Source organism: Priestia filamentosa (assembly GCF_900177535.1).
Taxonomy (GTDB): domain Bacteria; phylum Bacillota; class Bacilli; order Bacillales; family Bacillaceae_H; genus Bacillus_I; species Bacillus_I filamentosa.
The window spans coordinates 1,148,287-1,167,857 of record NZ_FXAJ01000001.1 but is presented as its reverse complement, the minus strand read 5'-3'; the positions used below and the strand labels follow the sequence as shown (position 1 = coordinate 1,167,857).

The following is a 19,571-nucleotide window of genomic DNA, read 5'->3' as shown; positions in this document are numbered from 1 at the left end:
AATAAATTCCCCTCTTTTATGTAGTTATAAATCAGTATACCCTTTTTAAAAAGAACAACTCAAAAAACAAAAGCTAGCATTTCTAAGCTTGCTTCTGTCTTTGGAATTCTTCTTCCACATGATAAATTTCCAAAACAAAGTTGCAAATGTAAAAGAGCAAAAGTGGCAAAACAGATTCTGTCAACACATAAAGCGATGACAAAAAGAGCCCGATAATAAATGGCTGAATACTCAACCGATCATACGAAAACGCAAGCTGCACCACATAGTAAGCGCACGTGATAAAAACGAGCACGAGCCATATATTCGTTACATGAAAAATGTGAACATATAGGAAATAAAAAAACGGAAAATAGACAAGCGATTCTACTGCTACGTGAAGACACGAAAAAAAGGACCAGCTTGCAACTTCCTCTTTTTTTTGCGGTGTGAATACATGATAGGATGAAGCTAGCGTTTCCTCTCCAAAAATGTTTGCTTCTTTGTTTCGTTTAATCCATGCAACTAAAATAACCGTAATAATAAAAAAGGCAAAAAGGGCAAGAATTAAGTATTTGAAAAAACTAGGGAGTGGTGAAGCATGAAAGGCAGAAAAACTTGTGGCTTTCCATCCAATAAAAGAGAAAGAAATGCCTTCATACTTAAAAAGCGTCACGTAGCCAAGCAAAATAATAATATAAAAAAGAGATTGTTCAACGAAAAATTGAATTCGTTTGCTGCTTTTTCCCCATTTTTTCACTGCCCGTCGTTCTAAGAGAGGACGGAAAATGACGATAAACATAAATAACACAATAAAGAACCAAAAAGCCAAATGTACCATTCCACCTTCTAAAAAAAATAAGGAGCACAATTTACTATATTAGCGAATTACCCCCGTAAATGTCAAAAGACTTTCGAACTTTTCTTTCGATTTTCGTTTAAAAGGTGCTAAGCAACGTTAAGTCCGCCAATCGTAACCATTGGAGAGCCTCCTCCAGGATGTGTTGTTCCTCCAACAAAATAAGAGCCCTTTTGTATCTTTTGAGACATTAGAAGGCCTTAGGAAACTATCTTTTTTCGACCTTCCAATCAAAAAAGAAGACACCTATTGATGTCTTCTTTCCATACTTCTATCTAAAAACCCTGCTTATATCCTATTCTTCATCACTGCTTTTTCACAAAACGATTTGGTAAAAACGTAATATGTGGTTTTCCTAGCGTTTCATGTTGATGTATGATTGTTTCAACTTCAAAGACCTCTCTTAGCAATGTTTCATTTAGCACTTCTTCAGGTCTTCCTTGTGCAAATATCTTTCCTTCTCTCATTACAAAAAGATAATCACAGTACATAGACGCAATATTCAAATCATGCAGAGCAGCGATAACCGTCATATTAGTATCTTTTACAGCATCCATAATATGAAGCTGATGATGAATATCAAGATGGTTTGTTGGTTCATCTAGGATAAGGACTTCTCCTTGTTGAATAAGAGCTCTCGCAATGATAACACGCTGTTTTTCTCCTCCTGAAAGCGTCAAAAAGTTTCGATTAATGAACGTTTCCATACCGACCTTTTTCAACATCTCTAGGGCAAGCTCGTCGTCTTTTGAATGATCAAAATCAAACATCCTCTTATATGGTGCCCTGCCCATTAAAACCATTTCTTTTACCGAAAAATCAAATGTAACCGGTGTTTCCTGGCTAACAACGGCTAGCTGTTGTGCAGCTTCCTTTGGCTTCATTTTCAAAAAGTCATGGCCGTTAATCATTACCTTCCCACTTGATAGCGGCAATACTCTGTAAATATTTTTGAGAAGCGTAGATTTCCCGCTTCCATTCGGTCCAATAATCCCAACAAACTGTTTTTTTTCAGCAGAGAGAGAAACATCATCTATAATAAGCTGATTTCCAATAAGCGTTGTTACATGTTCAATGCTAATCATTTACTCTCCTCCAAAAGCGTACGTACTTTTTCTCAGTAACCAAATAAAAAACGGACCTCCAACAAGAGCCGTAATAATTCCAATTGGCAGTTCTTGCGGAGAAATCACCGTGCGTGCTAATACATCGGCCCATATTAAAAAGATGGCGCCCCACAGTGCGCTAAACGGGATCACATATTTGTAATTAGAACCAACAAAAAGACGAACAATATGAGGAATCATAAGTCCTACAAATCCAATGGCTCCACTCACAGAGACAATAACACCTGTTAGAAGAGCTGTTGCAATAATTAAAAGCTTGCGAAACATATGAACGTTAATCCCCAATGTTACAGCTGACTCTTCCCCAGTCAATAAAATATTAAGAGCTCGGTATTGAGACCATAAAAATAAAAATACAAAACAAAAGACAGTAAAAGGAATGAATAAATAATCCCATCTTGCCCCAGTTAAACTGCCAATCATCCAAAAAAGTGCACTTTTGGCTCCTTCTGCATTTGGTGCAGATAAAACAATAAAGTTTGTGAGCGCTGTTAAAATCATTGATACAGCAACTCCGCTTAAAAGGAGTCGAACTGTAGAAATTCTTCCCCGTACTTGAGCAAGAAAAAACACCCCTAAAACAGATAAAAGTGCGCCAATAAAAGCCGCAATTGATAGAGCATAAATGCCTAAAATAGAAAAAGCGCCTGCTGTAATAACAAGCGTCGCTCCAACAGAAGCTCCTGACGATACTCCAAGTATGTATGGATCTGCAATTGAATTTTTCACAAGTGCTTGAACCGCAGCTCCTGCAATTGAAAGTCCTGCTCCAACAATACAAGCTAACAAAACACGCGGAAGCCTAATTTGCCAAATGATGGCGGATTGAGCAAGTGATCCTGATCCATCTATGTAATGATTTATATAAGGCATATGTGAAAAAATAATTTTCCATACTAAAAGTGGTGATAAGGAAACAGACCCTATCATCACAGCAAATGTAATTGTAAAAAGCAAAAATAGGACGGAAAAGCCTAATATTAAAAATGTCCTTGCTTTTTTTCTAACCAATGCATGCAACCGTATTTTCATCCCTTCTTCATCCATCTTCCTCCTGATTGTATGCGTTAAAAGTCCTCTCGTCAAACATTACAAGAAAAACGAGCCTTGTAAAAGGCTCGTTTCTTATAAGATGCTTCTCCACTCCTTAAGCACTTCTTGACCTACTCTACGATCCAAGGCATTTCTTGCCCAGGCAACACCGTCTGCAATAGAAGGTTCATACCCGAAGAGATAGAGACGAAGAGCTGTATTTAGCACAACTTGATTATAAGCATAAAGATCACTCTTTTCTCCTTTTAGGACACTCTCTATTGTTTCAACTTGATTTTGTAATGAACGTTTTTTCACAAACTCTTCTTCAGGAAGATAAAGATCATACTCTTTTGGACTTACAATAAAAGAAGACTCCTGTCCATCTTGGATTTGAAAAACAAAGCTATTACGATGAACAGCTAAATCATCTGATCCTTCTATCCCTTGCACAACAACTGCTTTTTTCACATCTAGTGTTTTAAAAACAGGCAAAATTTTATTAATAGCTGTTCGATGAAAAGCTCCCAGCACAATATTTGGGGCATGAGCTAAGTTTAGCATTTTTTCAACTGTATTGAATGTTGTGCGAATTCCCATTTCCTTACGAATTGAGCGTAGACGCTTGAGTGGAGGTGATAGCTTTTCTGTATGATAAAAGCCAATCTTAATTTTTTCTAATGATGTTGCAATTTCATCGACACTTTCCTCTGTCTTAATGCCTAACTCTGTTAAAACGTCTTTAATGGTTGTACCGTATTTTGGAGGAAGTGAGTTACTGCTATGTAAACAAACAGGCATCCCTCTTGAAGCTAACAATACATTTACTGGGATTGTCGCAAAAAACGAATTTCGCCCTGCATATGGACTTGAATAGTCTACAAGGTTCTCTCTTATATTTTCATTCACGTTGATTTGCTCGCTATTTTCTCTATACACTTTCACAAACGCATCGAGTTCTTCTGGCGTTTCTGTCTTAATACGCTGTCCTGTCAAAAAGGTAGCAATCTGCACATCTGTTGCCTCACCAGTTGCCATCATATGCGCCGCTTTCTCTGCCTCTTCAAAAGGCAAGTCTTTTGCTCCACGCTGTCCTCTTGCTACTTCTTTGATCCACTGTTGCATAAAACCCTCTCCTTTATTTCTATCTATTATAACAATATCTGAAATATCGAAATTTTTCCATAAGAAAAGAAGCTATCCTCTAGCTTCTTTTCTCTTACTTATTAGAAAATCCTTTTTTCTCAATATATTCTTTCATATACATTCGTTTTGGTGTATGAAGCATATTAGCCATTTGAGCTGTCCACGTATCTTCACGTTTTCCACCTGTACGCTCTTTATAATAAGATGAGGTGACTTCATTGTAAGCTTCAAGCTCTTTTTTATATTTTTCTTCATCCTGTTCATAGCACTCTTCATGGTAGATGTGCGCTTTTGGTAAGCGTGGTTTTTGACTTGATTCGTGCGCTGGATATCCAACTGTTAGGCCAAAAAGTGGAATAACGCGTTTCGGGATGTCTAATACTTCTTCAACACCTTCTAAATTGTTTCGAATGCCTCCAATATAGCATGTGCCAAGCCCCATTGATTCAGCCGCAATTACAAGGTTTTGTGCTGCAAGAGCCACATCAATAAGAGAAACCATAAATGTTTCTGTGCTTTCTAACGAATCTGCCACCTTCACTTCTTCCATAGTGCCAAGTATCTCATGACGATGCAAATCTGCACAAAAAACAAAGAGGTGTCCATTCTCTTCTACATAAGGCTGATTTCCTGCAAGCTCAGCAAGTTTTTTCTTTTTAGCAGGATCCTTTACTCCAATAATAGAATAAGCTTGGATAAAACTAGAGGTTGAAGCTGCTTGAGCACTTTGAACTAAAGCATCAATTTGTTCATCTGATAATGGCGTATCTTTATACTTTCGTATAGAACGGTGATTTAATATTGTTTCGATTGTTTTATTCATTTCTTCTACTCTTCCTCTCTTCTTTGTTGCTACTATCTTATCATAGATAAACTTCTCTCCTTTAATACAATGCTCAACCTATATTTTTTATAATTTTGTTAGCGGCCGCTTCATAAAAAATAAAATCGGCAAACCAATTCGTTTACAAATGGTAAAATAGTGCAGAAGAGTAAGCAGAAGTGTTTCTGCATTCATTGCTAAAATAACGCCACTTACTCCCCATTCTCGTTGAGAAGCAAGGAGAAAAATAAGCGAAAAGGAAATAACATGAACCCATATCGTATGATACAAGGCATCCTTCATAAGCCCTAACCCAATTAAATAAGCTCTCATTGGGATTACAAAGAAATGAAGTAAAAAACACGGCCAAAGCGCTCTTAAATAGAAAGCAGCTTCACTTGAATGAAAAAAGAGATTTGTAATAGGCTCAGCAAAAATGTTCATAATGAGAATCGCGGGAATTCCATATAAAAACGTTATTCGTAAACTTTGCTGTAATAGCGAGCTTAGCTTATCACGGTCACCTGCAGCTTGCGCTTGAGAAACAGCCGGGATTAAGGCTACAAGAAGAGAATGAGCAATAAAAGCTGGAAAGAACCCAATCGTCATAGCAACTCCTGCAAGCATACCGTAATGACCTGTTGCAATGGAAGACGTCATTCCGCTTAACATCAAACTTTTCTTAATTAAAAACGGCTGAATGGCTCCAGCTGATGCGGAGAAAAGATGCAGGCCTGTTGTTGGCAGAGAAACGGACAAAAGTCTTTTTCTTACTTCTTTTCCCGTATACGAAAATCGATAACCTCTTGAAATTACGTTTGTTTGCATCACATATGTAATCAAGAAGTAAGTAAATACAACCGCTTCACTTGCTACAAGAGCACAAATGGCCACAAGAAGAGCGGTGCCATGATCTTCAAAATGAAACGTTCTAAATACTAAGAAAAGAAGCGTAAGCTGAATGGATTTTCTAACAAAATTCGAAACAGCAATAGCACTCATATTATCAACGCCCATAAAGTAGCCGCGTAAAATCGATGAATAAGAAACAATGGGGATAAATACAAGCACAACCCAACCGATGTACGGATGATAATGGTTAAAAAACGGTATAAAGGTAATTACAAGAAACCAAACAGCCATAACAGAAGCAATAATTCCTGTTGCAAACCATGTCGCATGCTTCATCATATTGCGATGCTCTTTTTGGTTATGTTCTGCCAAAAACTTCGAAATCGAAATTGGAAGCTCTATCGTTGCAATTGTGACAACTAAAAAAACGATAGGCAACACAGACATGTACATCCCCATTCCTTCTTTACCGAGCTCACGTGCTAGAACCATATTTGTCAAAAATTCAATAAGTTCGCCTAAAAAAGCGGCCAAAGTTAGAATTAACGCTGACTTTAAAAAACTATTCATTATCCGTTCCCCTTTATTTAGGATCTCTAGCAAGTGAACAATAGAGCAGCCACTACGAGACGTTTTAACAACGTTGCTTATCTGAACTTGTCCTTATCCTATGTATATAGGGAACCCCTCTCTTTCATGCGTAGAAATTCATATGTAATAGATGTATTGGATACAAAAAGCGTGATAGGAATTGAGCTCTCCTATCACGCTACTTGTCTATTTTTATTTTGCTTTTACCGTAACTTCAATATTCCCTCGCGTTGCTTTTGAATATGGACAAACTCCGTGAGCTTTCTCTAAAAGCTCCTGTACTTTGTCACGTTCAACACCTTCAACATGTCCAACTAATTCAACTTCTAGTTTGAATCCACCGTCTTCAGGGTCTTTCCCAATTGAGACGTGTGACGTGATTTCTGTGTTCTCTGCTTTGATTCGTTCTTTATTTAAAACAAGCTGTAGCGCACTTTCAAAGCAAGCGGCATAACCTGCTGCAAAAAGTTGTTCTGGATTTGTGCCGTCTCCACCTTTTCCACCTAAGCCTTTTGGAGATGTAATATTTAAATCAAGTGTGCCGTCTGAAGTTGTAACATGCCCTTCTCGTCCACCTCGTGAAGTAGCTTCTGCAACGTATAATGCTTCCATTTCATTTCACTCCTTAACTTTTTTATGTAGTAACTCTACTGTTACTATAACCGCTTTCTATGATTTCAAACCTTGGCTTTTTATAGAACTCTCTTTTAGCCCGTACAAATCCTCTTTAAATATCATAGAATACAAAAAAGAAAGGAGCGTATATATGACTTTTTCATCGCATGTAACAATTCAAAACGTTGCCAGCGGCGCTATTATTAATTTTGGGAACTGTGCTCGGATTGCTCCAACTATTATTAATCGAGAAATAGCTGGTGCTGGAGAAGACAACGCATCTCCAGCAGACGTTTTTTTAGATATCCAAGAAAGCCTACCTGTTCCAACACCATCTATTGATTAAGATTACAACGTTTCGGAAACATCTTGCTTGCTTAAACGTACTTTATTGCGAACCGCGTAGAAAATAGCAGCGGCCCATCCAATAAACAAGACGATATAAAACCCTAGAATCTTATCTCCTCCAACATTAAAAGATGACAGAAGCGTGTTAGCATTTGTCAGAATAATAAATCCGCCAATAAAAACACCAAGCAAGTAAGATGGTAAGATCTTAATAAGCCACGCAGCTAAAGGAGCAGCTAATACTCCGCCAATAACAAAAGCAAGAATTAACAACCAGTTTAAGCTTTCAGTTCCTAAAAAAAGCAAGAAACCAGCTGAAGCTGCTACTGTTGTTGCAAACTCACTCGTATCAACTGTTCCAATGACTCTTCGCGGAACAGCTCCTTTGCGTGCTAGAAGAACAGGTGTATTAATAGGTCCCCATCCTCCCCCTCCAATCGCATCAAAGAACCCTGCAATAGAGCCTAATACAATGTAAAACGGCGTTTTTAGTTCCTTTGCCCCTTTATGAGCCTGTGATGGATTCCATTTAAATAAAAAGCGAAATAAGATGTAAAAACCAAGTGCTGTTAAGAAAATCGATACAAAAGGCTTCATAACGTCTCCAGGCAAGCTGCTTAAAAACGCGGCTCCAATAAAAGCGCTAATTGCGCCTGGGATCATTAATTTCCACAATACCTTTTTATCCACATTTCCAAATTTGTAATGTGAAACACCTGAAGCTGCCGTTGTTGCGATTTCGGATAAATGAATGGAAGCTGAAGCAACAGCAGGCGCAATTCCAAATGTTAATAAAAGAGATGAAGATGTGGCCCCGTACCCCATTCCAAGTGAACCATCAATTAATTGAGCAAAAAAACCAACAATTGCAAAGATAAATAGCTTTCTCATTTTTTCTCTCCTTTTTTTGACAAAAAAGGCCCTTTGAAATGATGCATATCATTTCAAAGGACCTTTGGTTTTCCAATCAGTCTCATCATATTCAGTAAGATTATATATACTATATATCCCACAATCCTCATTTGTCAACTTGGTTTTAAAAATTTCAATAAAAAAACTGCAGACAAGAAGTTCTGCAGCTTTTTATTTCTTGTTCCCCCATGTATCTTCAAAGATTAATCCCTCAAGTTCCCTTCGTTTTTCCCATTTTGCTTCTTCTAAAATGGGAGAAGACGGATAATCTTCTGTATACCCAATGGATAAAAGGGCAACTGGATCGACATGTGGAGGAATAGATAAAATATCTCTCACATCATTTTTTTTATAAAAGCTTACCCATCCAAGTGCAAGACCTTCTACACAAGATGCGAGCCACATATTTTGTATAGCACATGCCGTTGATAAAATATCTGTTTCCGGAATTGAATTTCTCCCTAAAACATGCGAACCTCCTCTTGTTGGATCACATGTTACGCATATTGTTACAGGAGCTTCCTTAATTCCTTCTACTTTTAACTCTAAAAACTGATTTGCTTTCTCTCCTTCATAATGGATAGAGAGGGCTTTTCTTTCTTTTTCTGCTGCCCATGCTAGCTTTTTCTTAAGATTACCATCTTTCACTAAGATAAAGTTCCACGGCTGCATAAATCCAACAGAGGGAGCGTGATGTCCCGCTTCTAATACTCTTTGCAACACATCTGATGGAATGCTCTTTGACAAAAACGTTCGTACATCTCTCCGCTTATAAATTACATCATATAAAGCTGTCTTTTCTTGTTCATTGAACATTAATATCCGCTGTTCTATAACGTTTTGAACTTTAAAAACGGTACCTTTTACAAAACAGCTTACCTCCTTTTCCTATACCTGTACTGTATATTAAATCGGTATTAGCTTTCTTCTAATTTATGAAACTCTTCCTTTAAAAGAGAAAACATATAAACATCAATAAGTTCCCCTTTAGAGCGTTCATACTGACGCAAGCGCCCTTCATTAGTAAAAGCTAATTTAGAAAGCGCTTTAATAGAATTTTTATTTTCCACTTCTACTTTTGCTTCAATTCGATTTATATGAAGCGAGAAAAAAGCTTCTTTTATAAGCGCTGCTAACGCTTCTCTAATGTACCCATGTCCCCAGTAATTTTTACCTAAGTCATAGCCAATCTCCACACGACTATTCTCATGATCAATAGAGTTGAAACCACAAGTGCCAATTAACTCCCCGCTTTGCTTTAAAAAGATAGAATATCGCACTGCCTTTCCTTCTTCTTTTAACGTTGTTAAAAATTGAATCATTTCCTTCGCTTGTTCTACTTTATGAAATGGAGTAATATTCATATACTTTGTAACTTCATTATCTGACCAGTATTTATAAAGTATTTCTCCATCCTCTTCTTTTATGTTTTTCATTATTAAACGATTTGTTGTAACCATATTTTTAGGTTTCCTTCTCATTTATACTTTTTTCTCCCCTTCTTATTCTCGATATTTTCATTTTACCGAATTTTCTTAAGAGAAAAAAGATATGTTCTTACTGTTTACGCTGAAAGGCTTGAAAAGATGTTTTTAGAGAAGTGTACACTCCTACAGCCCCATTCCCATAAAAAAACCCCATAAATATTCCTGCTGATAGGCTATGAGGATGACTAAAAAAAACAGAAATGATAAGACCTATAACTGTGGAAAGGGTGGGGACATACGGACCTTTAATCGAAAAAAGAATTTTTAAAATTTGCACCAAAATTAACACAAGGGGAACAGCGATAATGCCATCCCAAAGCATAAACAAGGGGAAATTCTTTCATTTTCTCACCTTCTTACCGAAAAGAACTCTTTACAAGCACCTTTCCTTTTCCTCTTAATATAATACAGATATATATTAATATTCAGATGTTTTAATATTAAGCTGATGGAATTTCTGTCAGCTTTTTTTCAGAAGAACTTTGCACAGTGCTCCAAATAATACTCCAACTGTATAAGAGACTAAATCACTGAATAGAAAGCCGTATCCCAGCACTAATCCACCGAGCGTTGTGCTTCTAACTGCATCAATCCATTCTGCATGATAAAGTTGACTTATTTCAATTCCATAACAAAACAATAAAGATAGAAAAATAACGATTTTTAACCCTTTCTTCTCCATTAAAAATGAAAAACCTAAAAATATAAGTAAAGCCCAAAGGATATCACCCAAGTATAAGTTTACAATGTGTGGAAAATAGGCGCTTTTTTTTCGCACTTCAATTCCTAAAAAGATAATGATTATCATAAGCATAATATAAATGCTATTCGGTTTTATTTTCATTGTGGCATTCCTTTCTTATTTAAAAAAGCTCACTTCTGAAAAGAAATGAGCTTCTTGTTTCTACCATGTTTTCGCTACAATAAGGGCAATCGCCATACTTCCTAAACCTGCTATAATGTACGAAAATGTGAAGTAAGGAGCAATATCTAATTGAATAAATTCGATAACAGGAACATCTTTCGCAAAAAAAGCTCCTACTGCATATATAAAAACACGCTCAAGTACAACAGGAACAATCATAAAGAGAAGAAAAATTTGCAAATCGCCATTCATATTTAAACGTCCATATACACCTGCCACAAGATAAGGAACAGTAAGCAGACACATCCCTAGTATAATAACTGAGGTTGTTACACTAAGATCTAATGGCGTTTTGTACAGCATTTCTAAGCTACGAGCAACGCCAAGCAGAACAATTCCATATGTAATCACCATAATAAACCAGCCTGTTAAAACCGTTTTTAAAACATGTGACATGGTGGGAACACCCCTTTTTTTCTTTCATATGTAGTCTTTTATTATATAAAAAATCAAAGCCTTCTCTTTGTTAATAACGATTAAATGATAGTTTCGTTTCATTTCTGTCCAAGAATTTCTCTAAAAGTCTTTTTAATTAAATCCTTACTTCAATGTGAGGTAGCTTCGCAGTATTAAGAAGATAGCCACTATTCGTTATTTTACAAATGACAAAGTTCAAAATCAAGTTGCATTTTCTCTCATATGATTGTTGCCAATAATTCTTCATTACTATATACGCATGACATTGGTTACAATGGGAAAAACTTTTAGAAACTCGTTAGAAAGGATTTAAATATGGAACACATCTTTATAGTAAGCACTGTTATTGCCCTCATTTTAACTGTCACAGGTACGCTTATCTTTATCATTGCCTCTACTTTTCAAACTGATGAGCAAGAATATGTACTAAATAAGCAAAAAACAGACATCCTCCATGAAAAGCTAAGTAAGGCGCTTGATATGTGCGGCTACGATTTGCGCTTAAATGAGCCATATGGGCGATTTATGATTGATGTTATGATTCCTAAATACAAAGTTGCTATTATTCTTCACCGGCATCCACAAACGCTTGCTAAGAAACCAGATAAGAAAGAGGAAAAACTATCAACATTACTTCGAAGAAGAGGATGGAAAGTGGTAGAAGTAAAAGAACGTGAAGTTATGAAACATGTTCATCAAGCGGTTTTAAAAGTACAGCGTGAAATTTTCAAGCAACCTAGCGGGTCATAAAAAAAAACCTGTGTGTACAATGTACACACAGGAACGTTATGATCAAGGGGGCATACCTTAACCATGCTCAGAAACAACACGAGGCGTACTGTTTCATATGCGTTTGAAGATTACATGTAAATTATATCATATTTTGGATATGAGTATATACAAAAATTTAATTTAGTTCAAAAATCCCCTTCTTACTCAAAAAGAAGGGGATTTTTAATCAATGTATAATTAAATCTTTTGTCTTTGGGTTATATTCAGAAGCGCCTGTATGTTGGTTATACCACATAAGGAACATTAAGATTGTCCAAAGCTTTCGGCTATAGTCACCTTTATTCGCTGCATGCTGACTTAATAGTGCAGTAAGCTCTTTCTTATCAAATAAGTGATCAACATCACTTTCTGTAATAAGTTTAAACGCCCAATCGTACAGTTCGTCTTTTAACCATACTCGAATTGGTACTGGGAATCCTAATTTACGACGATCTAAAACATGATCAGGTACAATCCCTCTCGCAGCTTTTCGTAAAATATATTTTGTTGTCCCGTCTTTTATTTTCATGTTTTTTGGAATTCTGGAAGCGACTTCAAAAACACGACGATCTAAAAACGGAACGCGTAGCTCAAGGGAATTGGCCATTGTCATTTTATCCGCTTTTAATAGAATATCCCCTCTTAGCCATGTATTCATATCAACATACTGCATTGTTCCTACTGGATCATACTCGGCTGCTTGTGCATAGAAAGGAGCCGTAATATCAGTATAATGGACTCCTTTATGCTGAAGATGATAAAAACGTTCTTTTTCCTCTTCTTCAAACATTTTAGCATTTCCAATATAGCGATCTTCAAGTGGAATTGTTCCTCGTTGTAAAAAGCTCTTCCCTTTGACACCGTCAGGTAACATATTGCTCATTTTTCCAAGAGCTTTCTTTAGCGGAGAGGGAATGTTTTGAAACATTTTTAAGGAATCCGGCTCGCAATAAATATTGTACCCACCGAAAAGTTCGTCCGCTCCTTCCCCAGATAAAACAACTGTCACTTGCTTTGCCGCCTCTTTGGCAACAAAGTATAAAGGAATCGCTGCAGGATCTGCAAGCGGGTCATCAAGATGCCACACAATTTTCGGTAGCTCTTCCATGAACTCCTCTGCTGTAATGACTTTTTGAATATTCTCTACGCCAAGCGCCTGAGCCGTTTCTCCTGCTACATCAAGCTCGCTATACCCATCTGTTTGGAAGCCCACAGAGAAAGTCTTAAGATTATTATGGTAACGTTTAGCAAGTGATACAACAAAGGACGAATCAATTCCACCCGAAAGGAAAGACCCTACTGGAACATCACTTCGCATATGAATATTCACTGAGTCTTCTAGCACATGCTGAATCTCTTTAATCCATTCGTTTTCTTCCTTTTGGATAGGATGTAGAGTTGGTTTGAAATAACGTTCAAATTTCAGTTCTTTATCAGACTCTAAATCTTGATAAAAACAATACCCAGGCTCTACTTTTTTCACCGCATCCCAAAGAGTGTAAGGCTCTGGTACATATTGAAAGCTTAAATAATGCTGAAGAGCTTGAGCACTTAGATCATGGTCTCCTGGCATAACTTCTTTAATTGATTTTGTTTCTGATGCTAAAAAGATTTCGTTCTCTGTTTGAGCAACATAAAGCGGCTTAATACCGAAAGGATCACGTGCACCAAAAACCGTTTTTGTTTTTGTATCCCAAATTAAAAACGCAAACATTCCTCTTAATTTTGAAACCATTTTTCTGCCTTCTTCACAATAAAGAGCAAGAAGAACTTCAGAGTCTCCATCTGTTTTGAACGTGTAACCTTTAGCAAGTAATTCTTGGCGCAGTTCTATGTAGTTATAAATTTCTCCATTAAATATAAGCTGATAACGGTTATTATCGTATGAAAGAGGCTGACCAGCTTTTTCTACATCAAGAATGCTTAAACGGCGAAAACCAAGCTGTACATGTTGATCTTCATAAATACCTACATCATCTGGACCGCGGTGAAAGATCTTTTCCACCATCCCTTTGAATACATCTTCTTTTATATTTTCAAAATCCGCATTTTTTTTAATATGTCCTACAAATCCACACATAGCGGTTCCTCCCTACTCCTTCTCCTTAAAACCAAACGCTTCTATATAAAACACTTTCCTTATTTCTTTCTATAAGAATAAGAAGAACTAAGTATATTCTATAGTTATGGTTTGTTGCATTCAGAATATGTCTTTTTTTGGATAATTTTAGCTATAAATTGACAATAACATTATTACTATAACAAATAAAATAATAAATTTGTTACAAAAAGGTTACAAAACAAGAAAAAAACCTTTCTTTCTACAACTTTTTTGTAAAAAGAAAGGTTTTTTTTGTAAAAACACTATTGTTTTATTTTGTTTGAGCTGGTTGACCTTTTAATTCTTTAATGAAAGCTTGGAATTCTGGAATATCCATTTGCTGTGCTGAGTCACTTAAAGCTACCGCTGGATCTGGATGAACCTCTGCCATTACAGCATCTGCACCAATTGCAATCGCTGCTTTCGCGCATGGAAGTAATAGATCACGACGACCAGTTGAATGTGTTACATCAACAACAACAGGTAAATGTGTTTCTTTCTTTAAGATTGGTACAGCTGAAATATCTAATGTATTACGTGTTGCTTTTTCGTATGTGCGGATTCCACGCTCACAAAGAATGATGTTTGTATTTCCACGTGACATAACGTATTCTGCTGCATTTACAAATTCAGAGATTGTTGCTGCTAGACCGCGTTTTAGAAGAACCGCTTTATCCACAGAACCAGCTGCTTTTAAAAGCTCGAAGTTTTGCATGTTACGTGCCCCAATTTGAATCACGTCAACGTATTCTGTTGCCATTTCAATATGAGCTGGATTTACGATTTCACTGACAACTACCATGTCTAGCTCGTCTGCTACTTGACGAAGGATTTTTAGACCGTCAATACCAAGACCTTGGAAGTCATATGGAGATGTTCTTGGTTTGAACGCTCCACCGCGAAGAAGGCGAATTCCTTGAGCTTTCATAGCCTCTGCAACTGTTCGTACTTGATCGTATGATTCAACAGCGCAAGGTCCCATGATGAAGTTAAGGTTACCGTCTCCAATTTTTTCACCTTTCAAGTCAACGATAGTGTCTTCTACTTTATTTTTACGAGATACAAGTAGTGCTTTGCTATGATCATCTTCTTGAAGTTCAAGGCTTGCTTTGAAGATTTCTTTAAAAATATGTTGAATAGTTGATGCTTCGAATGGACCATCGTGTTTTGCTAAGATAGCATTTAGAGATTCTCGTTCACGAACAGGGTCAAAACGCTTTGTTCCTTGCATTTCTTTTAATTTCCCAATTTCTTTAGCAATTTCCCCACGTTTGTTAAGAAGCTCTAAAAGCTGTAAGTTAATTTCGTCGATTCCTTTACGTAATGTTTCTAAAGTTGGCTTTGTCATGTTTATTCCTCCTAAGTTTACTGTTCTCATTTTTTTTAAAAAGATGTTTGAATCTATAAAAAAAGCCCCTACTGATTCCATGCCAGTAGGGACGATTTTATCGCGGTACCACCCTAATTATGAATGTCGAATTTTTTGAAACATTTTGAAAATAGTGTATGATAAAAGGCCGCTAAAAAGAAGTTTTTATCTTTTTTTATACAAAAAGTCCCTACTGATTAAATAATCAGTAGGGACGATTTTATCGCGGTACCACCCTATTTTAATAAATGTATCATATTCAACATTCATCACTTCATTGAGATAACGGTTAAACCGACTTCCCTTTCACCTTGTAATGTACAAGATGTCTGAAAAGCTGCTCGAGGGGCGTACTTCACATTGTTCTTTGTACTGATTTTCACCAACCATCAGCTCTCTGAAGAACAGGGAGATCAATGCTACTATTGTCCTGTCGTTGCATTTAAACATCTATTTAGTTTTTTAAATTTCGATTGTTTTGAAAACATTTGATATGTTTGATTTGTATTATAGAACCATTTTCTATCATTCGTCAAGCGCTTTTTCAAAAAAAGTTTGGCTAAAAATAAAAGTGATATTTTATCCTATGCTTAGCACCTTTATTTTGTGTAGGCATGTTGTTTATTGAAGTTTTGTTTCTACTGCCTCTATCTTGCGTTCCATCGTATGTTTAAGGTCTCGACGATCGTCGATACGAATATTTGTACACACGCGGTCAAGTCCTTTAGAGAAAGGAAGCTCATGCATTTCTTTAACAACCTCAAACAAGTCGTCTAGATCGCCTTCAATGAGTGTACTCATAGGTGTTAGCTGTACTTTTACTTTTCCTTCGTGTCGCTTTAAAACTTTGTGAATATCTGCTACGTATTGGCTTACGCTTGGCGTACTTGTGCCTACTGGAATAACAGTTACATCTAGAATAGCCATAAAAACGTGCCTCCTTGTTTTCCATCACTTTTCTGTAAATTTTTTATGCTTTTTCATCATATTACGATTAAAATTATGTTGCAATGAAAAAGCATAAAAAGTATTAAAAATCCCTGCTAATCTACTAGCAGGGATTTAGGAATTAATATGTTTTAGCACCAAGGTAACGAGGTGCCCAATATGTGTTGTGAAGAGATGAAATTGTTACACCTGTTGAAGAACCAGCGTGAATGAATTGACTGTTTCCTAGATAGATACCTGCATGTGATGCGCCTGGCTTGTATGTTTCAAAGAAAACAAGATCTCCAACTTTTGGTGAAGAAACAGACGTACCTCTGTCATACATAGCCGCAACTGTACGTGGAAGGCTTGGTCCACCAGCTTTATTAAATACATACTGAATAAACCCACTGCAGTCAAATCCGCTTGTTGATGTTCCTCCCCATACATATGGAACCCCGCGAAGTGATTTTGCAATAGAAATAATCTTTTGTGTCGTTTGTGATGACGATGATGATGAACCGCTTCCTTGTGATGGCTTAGACTCAGCAACAGGCGTATTTCCATTCAATGCTGCTAATGTTTTTGGGCCAGCAATCCCGTCTACTGCAAGACCTGCCGCACGTTGGAATTTCATAACAGCATCTCTTGTAATTGTGCCATAATAGTTCGTTGTACGACTATATGTGAAGTATCCTTTTTTCTTCAGAGCAGACTGAAGTTGCTGTACTTGTGGACTGCTCATTCCAAGTCTTAAAGTTGTGCTTGTAGATACTCCAGAACTTGAAGATGAAGAACCCGCGGATACAGAACTTCCATTAAGCTTCGCTAATGTTTTTGGGCCAGCAATTCCGTCTGCTGCTAGGCCATTTGCACGTTGAAACTTTATAACAGCATCTCTTGTAATTGAACCATAGTAGTTTGTTGTATATCCAAAGTTGAAATAGCCTTTTTGTTTTAGGGCAGACTGAAGTTGCTTAACTTGTGGACTACTCATTCCATATTTTAAAAGAGTACTAGATGAAACTGTTCCTGAACTAGAAGAAGTAGAATTGTTAAGTAATACACGATATGTATTCTTTCCAGCAATTCCGTCTGCTGCTAGGCCATTTGCACGCTGAAAGTTTTTCAATGCATCTTTGGTAATTGTTCCAAAATATGTAGTTGTATAACCAAGCTTAAAATAGCCTTTATTTTTCAGCTGTTGCTGTAAATCTTTTACGTCAGAATTGTTCATACCTTGTTTTAAAAGTCCGTCACCTAGCGCTGCATCTGCACTGTTTGGCGCTGTTGCTACTGCTGCCGAGATTGTCGAACCAAGTACTACAGAATATATTAACTTTTTCATAAAAGTTATCCTCCATTACTAATATTTTCTTCACCGCCTCCCATTCTAGCAATCAATTATTACAAACGTAAAATCTAAATATTACAATTAAGTTACATTTTTCGACACATTTGACCTACACATTAAAAAACAACGGTCTTTTTAACGATTTTTTCATTAAAAAAATCGAGTTAAAGCCCATTTTTTGTAAAATTAAGGTGTCTTTTTTTGTCATCGTGTATGTTTTTTAAAATTTTCATTACATATTATAACTTCTATAACGATTTAGTATATTATTTTGTTTCACCTTTTCTAACCTTCCCGTTCTTTTGTAATAGATGGGGAGGTTCGCATTCTCTCTTCTTCTTTGCTATACTTTTTTATATTATCCCCCTGAAAGGATGAGTTGTTTGGCCTTAAGCTTGTTTAGTATTGCTTACTTTGTATTTAAAATTTTACTTTATGGTCTTTGTGTATATGGGCTTATTGTCGGTATCTTATTTCTTAACCGCAAACAGCAACTTGATGAAGAGCGAAACGAAAAACTAGCAGAACTTGTGCGAATAGCCTCTACACAAAAAGAACTACAAAAAGAAGAACAGTAACGTCTGGACGCTACTGTTTTCCTTCTCTTTTATATTCCCCTTTTTGATCCTCAAATTGCTTTTCACTTCCAACAAAAAAATATTCAATTGCTTTTTCTTCATTATTTTTTTTCATTGTCGTTGCACCGTGAATTTTTTCACTCAGTTTAAGCTCTTTCCGATCACCATTTTCAGCGAAATAATAATACCGGTTGTTTGCCCATCCTTGCTCTGGCGGGGGCTCTTCTGTTTCAGCTTTTCCATTTTCATCAACCCATAGCACGTTATAGGTTCCTTCCTTACTCGTCGGAAAAGCCCCTTCTTTATTATATTCCACTTCTACCCATCCAACATATCCGTCTTTTATGTAAAATAGATTTGGATACTGTTTATCTTGATTACACGCACATAATACGAAGAGAAGAAAAGTCCCTAGCAATACCCTTTTCATAATAACGCACTCCTTGATCTTATTTCTCTTAGTATTTGTGCGAATAAAAAAACTATACGAAGTGATTAAAAGAGTGGTTCTGGTTTCCAATAAAGGAGCGCTGCTTTAAAAGGGTGAACATAATAGATATGCCCATCTTTTTCTTCGAGATATTTATCAATAATAGAAGCCAATTTCATTTCATCCCGTTCTTCTGTCACAATCTTGCTTGTTAAAAATGAGAAGGCTTCTTCATATGTATTAAAGCAGTATGTATTAGCCAAATCAATCAGCTGACAGTTTGCATCAATTCCAAGTTGATATAAGACGTTTTGCAATATAATATAATCACGTCGCACATAGCGAATTGTATATCCAAGCTTTTTTTCAATTTCACGATAGTGTCTTTGTTCGGGACCGCTCGTCATTCCAACGATAGCTAGACGACTTGCCGTATTGTTCATTTTTAAAAGTGCCTTATCTATATCATGAGTACGATAAAAACAATTGAATCCAAATACAACATCATAATTCTGATCTAGTCGTTTTTCTTCCCATTTCCCGTGAATGAAATTCATATTATTGAGCTGTTCTTTCTCTGCTCTTTCTTTTAAATAAGAGATCATCGCTGCTGAGCTGTCTACACATGTTAAAGCTTTAGCACGCTGTGCAATAGGGAAAGTATAGGTTCCCCAACCAGGACCAATCTCCGCTACTGTGTCGCTTGATTTAACGTGCATAAGGACCTCGCGAACAATATCTTCTACAAATGGCTTTTTCTTTTCTTTATGTTTTCCTTTTTCCATGAACGCATTCCAAAACTTTTCTTCTAACTTATCATCTATCATCCGCTTTGGCATCTCATTCTCCCAATTTTTCATTCCACTCTTCCAAATATTTACATAATCACTCTCTAAATTCACTCCAAAGTACACATTATTCACTCTCC

At 36.6% G+C, this 19,571-nt stretch carries 21 protein-coding genes and 1 other annotated feature; of the genes, 3 read left to right on the top strand and 18 right to left on the bottom strand.

Annotated features, from left to right (window positions below):
* Positions 1–82: 82 nt before the first annotated feature.
* The 7 genes from B9N79_RS06025 to B9N79_RS05995 form a co-directional block, all read right to left on the bottom strand.
* Positions 83–811: a hypothetical protein gene (locus B9N79_RS06025; protein WP_019392280.1), complete on the bottom strand. Its 729-nt coding sequence runs from the start codon at positions 809–811 to the stop codon at positions 83–85.
* Between the two features lie 332 nt (positions 812–1,143).
* On the bottom strand, positions 1,144–1,923 hold the full coding sequence (locus B9N79_RS06020; protein WP_019392278.1) for an ABC transporter ATP-binding protein: 780 nt from the start codon (positions 1,921–1,923) through the stop codon (positions 1,144–1,146).
* Positions 1,924–3,012: a FecCD family ABC transporter permease gene (locus tag B9N79_RS06015; RefSeq protein WP_082023525.1), complete on the bottom strand. Its 1,089-nt coding sequence runs from the start codon at positions 3,010–3,012 to the stop codon at positions 1,924–1,926.
* Between the two features lie 78 nt (positions 3,013–3,090).
* The gene (locus B9N79_RS06010; RefSeq protein ID WP_085117965.1) at positions 3,091–4,122 is read right to left on the bottom strand and encodes an anthranilate phosphoribosyltransferase; all 1,032 of its coding nucleotides are present in this window, start codon (positions 4,120–4,122) and stop codon (positions 3,091–3,093) included.
* A 94-nt stretch (positions 4,123–4,216) separates the two neighbouring features.
* Positions 4,217–4,966, bottom strand: coding sequence for an oxygen-insensitive NADPH nitroreductase (gene nfsA / locus B9N79_RS06005; protein WP_040056414.1), 750 nt, complete (start codon positions 4,964–4,966; stop codon positions 4,217–4,219).
* Positions 4,967–5,053: 87 nt separating this feature from the next.
* A complete protein-coding gene (locus B9N79_RS06000) occupies positions 5,054–6,388 on the bottom strand; it encodes a polysaccharide biosynthesis protein (RefSeq protein ID WP_040056415.1) in 1,335 nt (444 codons plus the stop codon).
* 213 nt (positions 6,389–6,601) lie between these two features.
* Positions 6,602–7,021 carry an organic hydroperoxide resistance protein gene (locus tag B9N79_RS05995; protein WP_019392273.1) on the bottom strand — a complete coding sequence of 140 codons (420 nt, stop codon included), beginning with the start codon at positions 7,019–7,021 and terminating at the stop codon, positions 6,602–6,604.
* Positions 7,022–7,175: 154 nt separating this feature from the next.
* Between B9N79_RS05995 and B9N79_RS05990 the strand changes: the two genes are divergently transcribed.
* Positions 7,176–7,370 (top strand): hypothetical protein, encoded by a 195-nt coding sequence (locus B9N79_RS05990; protein WP_019392272.1) that lies wholly within the window; start codon positions 7,176–7,178, stop codon positions 7,368–7,370.
* A 2-nt stretch (positions 7,371–7,372) separates the two neighbouring features.
* On the opposite strand, the gene B9N79_RS05985 is transcribed toward B9N79_RS05990, so the two are convergent.
* The 5 genes from B9N79_RS05985 to B9N79_RS05960 all read right to left on the bottom strand — a co-directional run bounded on the left by B9N79_RS05985 (position 7,373) and on the right by B9N79_RS05960 (position 11,092).
* Positions 7,373–8,263 carry a sulfite exporter TauE/SafE family protein gene (locus B9N79_RS05985; protein WP_019392271.1) on the bottom strand — a complete coding sequence of 297 codons (891 nt, stop codon included), beginning with the start codon at positions 8,261–8,263 and terminating at the stop codon, positions 7,373–7,375.
* 192 nt (positions 8,264–8,455) lie between these two features.
* On the bottom strand, positions 8,456–9,100 hold the full coding sequence (gene bluB, locus B9N79_RS05980; RefSeq protein ID WP_085117963.1) for a 5,6-dimethylbenzimidazole synthase: 645 nt from the start codon (positions 9,098–9,100) through the stop codon (positions 8,456–8,458).
* Between the two features lie 101 nt (positions 9,101–9,201).
* Positions 9,202–9,765 (bottom strand): GNAT family N-acetyltransferase, encoded by a 564-nt coding sequence (locus tag B9N79_RS05975; protein ID WP_094041202.1) that lies wholly within the window; start codon positions 9,763–9,765, stop codon positions 9,202–9,204.
* A 466-nt stretch (positions 9,766–10,231) separates the two neighbouring features.
* Positions 10,232–10,615 (bottom strand): ribosomal maturation YjgA family protein, encoded by a 384-nt coding sequence (locus tag B9N79_RS05965; RefSeq protein ID WP_040056416.1) that lies wholly within the window; start codon positions 10,613–10,615, stop codon positions 10,232–10,234.
* 60 nt (positions 10,616–10,675) lie between these two features.
* Positions 10,676–11,092: a hypothetical protein gene (locus tag B9N79_RS05960; RefSeq protein ID WP_019392266.1), complete on the bottom strand. Its 417-nt coding sequence runs from the start codon at positions 11,090–11,092 to the stop codon at positions 10,676–10,678.
* A 336-nt stretch (positions 11,093–11,428) separates the two neighbouring features.
* Between B9N79_RS05960 and B9N79_RS05955 the strand changes: the two genes are divergently transcribed.
* A complete protein-coding gene (locus B9N79_RS05955) occupies positions 11,429–11,863 on the top strand; it encodes a PDDEXK family nuclease (RefSeq protein WP_019392265.1) in 435 nt (144 codons plus the stop codon).
* Positions 11,864–12,071: 208 nt separating this feature from the next.
* On the opposite strand, the gene asnB is transcribed toward B9N79_RS05955, so the two are convergent.
* The 4 genes from asnB to B9N79_RS05935 all read right to left on the bottom strand — a co-directional run bounded on the left by asnB (position 12,072) and on the right by B9N79_RS05935 (position 17,629).
* Positions 12,072–13,964 carry an asparagine synthase (glutamine-hydrolyzing) gene (gene asnB / locus B9N79_RS05950; protein ID WP_085117958.1) on the bottom strand — a complete coding sequence of 631 codons (1,893 nt, stop codon included), beginning with the start codon at positions 13,962–13,964 and terminating at the stop codon, positions 12,072–12,074.
* A gap of 292 nt (positions 13,965–14,256) precedes the next feature.
* Positions 14,257–15,333 carry a bifunctional 3-deoxy-7-phosphoheptulonate synthase/chorismate mutase gene (locus tag B9N79_RS05945; RefSeq protein ID WP_019392263.1) on the bottom strand — a complete coding sequence of 359 codons (1,077 nt, stop codon included), beginning with the start codon at positions 15,331–15,333 and terminating at the stop codon, positions 14,257–14,259.
* A 228-nt stretch (positions 15,334–15,561) separates the two neighbouring features.
* Positions 15,562–15,800, bottom strand: a binding site (T-box leader).
* A gap of 175 nt (positions 15,801–15,975) precedes the next feature.
* Positions 15,976–16,281 (bottom strand): MTH1187 family thiamine-binding protein, encoded by a 306-nt coding sequence (locus tag B9N79_RS05940; protein WP_019392262.1) that lies wholly within the window; start codon positions 16,279–16,281, stop codon positions 15,976–15,978.
* A 142-nt stretch (positions 16,282–16,423) separates the two neighbouring features.
* A complete protein-coding gene (locus B9N79_RS05935) occupies positions 16,424–17,629 on the bottom strand; it encodes a C40 family peptidase (protein WP_019392261.1) in 1,206 nt (401 codons plus the stop codon).
* Between the two features lie 389 nt (positions 17,630–18,018).
* On the opposite strand from B9N79_RS05935, the gene B9N79_RS05930 reads away from it, so the two are divergent.
* Complete coding sequence (locus tag B9N79_RS05930; protein WP_019392260.1) at positions 18,019–18,213, top strand: hypothetical protein; 195 nt, start codon at positions 18,019–18,021, stop codon at positions 18,211–18,213.
* A 10-nt stretch (positions 18,214–18,223) separates the two neighbouring features.
* On the opposite strand, the gene B9N79_RS05925 is transcribed toward B9N79_RS05930, so the two are convergent.
* Together B9N79_RS05925 and B9N79_RS05920 are read right to left on the bottom strand one after the other, a co-directional pair.
* Positions 18,224–18,643, bottom strand: coding sequence for a DUF6843 domain-containing protein (locus B9N79_RS05925; protein ID WP_019392259.1), 420 nt, complete (start codon positions 18,641–18,643; stop codon positions 18,224–18,226).
* 65 nt (positions 18,644–18,708) lie between these two features.
* Positions 18,709–19,557 carry a class I SAM-dependent methyltransferase gene (locus B9N79_RS05920; protein WP_040056419.1) on the bottom strand — a complete coding sequence of 283 codons (849 nt, stop codon included), beginning with the start codon at positions 19,555–19,557 and terminating at the stop codon, positions 18,709–18,711.
* Positions 19,558–19,571: the final 14 nt, after the last annotated feature.